The 2,568-nt window shown below is 76.0% G+C and carries 1 protein-coding gene; it reads left to right on the top strand.

Annotated elements, in window-relative coordinates; genetic code table 11:
• Positions 1-2,568 (top strand): type I polyketide synthase (locus KJS59_RS25235; RefSeq protein WP_249714858.1); only part of this gene is annotated, 2,568 nt, incomplete at both ends.

Raw genomic sequence — 2,568 nt, 5'->3', positions numbered from 1 at the left:
GTCGTCACCGTCGAGCAGGTCCGTGGCCGCCCGGTCTCCGCCGACCAGCTCACCGGGCCTAGCGCCGCGCACGACGCGCTGTTCGGTCTGGAGTGGCAGCCGATTCCCGCCCCGGCCACGGTGCCCACCACGGCCAGTTGGGACGAGCTGACCGACGCCAGCCCGGTGCCCGACATGGTCGTCCTGGCCGGACGCCCCGGCCGCACGGTCGAGGATGTGCACGCGGAGACGGCCCGGGTCCTCGGGGTCCTGCAGCGCTGGCTCGCCGACGACCGCTTCGCCGCCGCCACGCTCGTCGTCGCCACCCGTGGCGCGGTCGCGCTGCCCGGCGAGGACGTCACCGACCTGGCCGGCGCCGCGGTGGGGGGCCTGGTCCGCGCCGCCGAGATGGAGCACCCCGGACGGTTCGTCCTGGTCGATCACGACGGTCCGGTCCCGGCCGTCGCCACTTCCGAGCCTCAGGTGGTACTCCGTGCAGGCACCTACCACGCCCCCCGTCTGATCCGCCTGCCGGTCCCGGCGCCCGTGCCCGCCGAGGCCAGCGCGACCACCGGGTCCCTCGACGGTGGCGACGGCACCCCCGGCGGCCGGGGCGAGGGGGCCCGGCGGTTCGGTGCCGGCACCGTCCTGCTGACCGGCGCCACCGGCGCCCTCGGCCGGCTGATCGCCCGGCATCTCGTCGTCGCGCACGGCGTCCGCAGCCTGGTGCTCACCAGCCGGCGCGGCCCGGCCGCCCCCGGTGCCGCCGAGCTGCGGGACGAGCTGGCCGCGCTCGGCGCCCGTGCCGCCATCGTCGCCTGCGACGTGTCCGACCGCGGCGCGGTCGCGGACCTGCTGGCCGGCCTGCCCACGGAGCACCCGCTGACCGCCGTCTTCCACCTCGCCGGCGTGCTCGACGACGCGATCGTGCCCGCGTTGACGCCGCAACGGATGAGCGCGGTACTGCGCCCGAAGGTCGACGCCGCCCTGCACCTGCACGAGCTGACCGCCCAGCTCGACCTGGCCGCCTTCGTCCTGTTCTCCTCGGGCACCGGCGTGATCGGCGGCGCCGCCCAGGGCAACTACGCGGCCGCGAACGCGTTCCTCGACGCCCTCGCCGCCCACCGTCGTGCCGCCGGCCTGCCCGGGCAGTCCCTGGCGTGGGGGCTGTGGGCCGGTGGCATGGCCGGCGCGCTGGCGGACGCCGACCTGCGGCGGATGAACCGCAAGGGCGTCAACGCGCTCACCGACGAGCTCGGCCTCGAGCTGTTCGACCTCGCGACCGCTGCCGACGCGGCCCTGGTCCTGCCGATGCGCCTCGACGTCGCCGCGCTGGCCCAGGCCGGCGCGGAGCTGCCGCCCGTGTTCGGCAACCTCGTGCGGGTCCGCCGGCTGGCCCGGGCCGCGTCCGGCGCGGCCACCGGCGAGCTGGCGCACCGCCTGGCCGGCCTGGACGCCACCGAGCGCGCCAAGGTGCTGGTCGACGTCGTCCGCGCCCAGGTGGCCGCGGTGCTGGGTTACCCGTCGATGGACGCGGTGCGGCCCGACCGCGCCTTCCAGGAGCTGGGCTTCGATTCGCTGAGCGCCGTGGAGCTGCGCAACCTGCTCGGCGCCGCCACGGGCGCCCGGCTGCCCGCCACGCTCGTGTTCGACTACCCGACCGCCCGCGCGGTCGCCGGGCACCTCGACGAGGTGCTGGCCGGCGTCACCGCGCCGGCCCCGGCGGCGCCCGGCGCGGCCGGGACCCCCCTCGACGATCCGATCGCGATCGTCGGCATGGCCTGCCGGTACCCGGGCGGCGTCCAGTCCCCGGAGGAGCTCTGGCGGCTGCTCGCCGACGGACGCGACGCCATCGGGGCGTTCCCGGTCGACCGGGGCTGGGATCTGGGCGTGTACGACCCCGAGCCCGGCAAGCCCGGCAAGACCTACACCCGCCACGGCGGCTTCCTCTACGACGCCGGCGAGTTCGACCCCGGCTTCTTCGGCATCAGCCCCCGCGAGGCGACGGGCATGGACCCGCAGCAGCGCCTGCTGCTCGAGTCGTCGTGGGAGGCGCTGGAGCGGGCCGGGATCGACCCGTCCTCCCTACAGGGCTCGCCGACGGGCGTGTTCGCCGGTGTCATGTACCACGACTACGCCGGCGACAGCTCCGGCAGCGTCATCTCCGGCCGCGTCTCGTACACCCTCGGCCTGCGGGGCCCGGCCCTGACGGTCGACACGGCGTGCTCGTCGTCGCTGGTCGCGCTGCACCTTGCCGCGCAGGCGCTGCGGTCGGGGGAGTGCACCCTGGCGCTCGCCGGCGGCGTGACCGTGATGGCCACCCCGGAGACGCTGGTGTACTTCAGCGGCCAGCGTGGCCTTTCCCCCGACGGGCGCTGCAAGTCCTTCGCGGACGGCGCCGACGGGACGGGCTGGGCCGAAGGCGTCGGCATGCTGGTGCTGGAGCGGCTGTCCGACGCGCGGCGCAACGGCCACCGGGTGCTCGCGGTGGTGGCGGGCTCCGCGATCAATCAGGACGGCGCGTCGAATGGTTTTTCCGCGCCGAATGGTCCGTCGCAGCAGCGGGTGATTCGTCAGGCGTTGGTAAAC

The organism is Rhizomonospora bruguierae, assembly GCF_018397995.1.
Taxonomy (GTDB): Bacteria; Actinomycetota; Actinomycetes; order Mycobacteriales; family Micromonosporaceae; genus Rhizomonospora; species Rhizomonospora bruguierae.
This window is presented reverse-complemented; position numbering and strand designations above follow the sequence as displayed.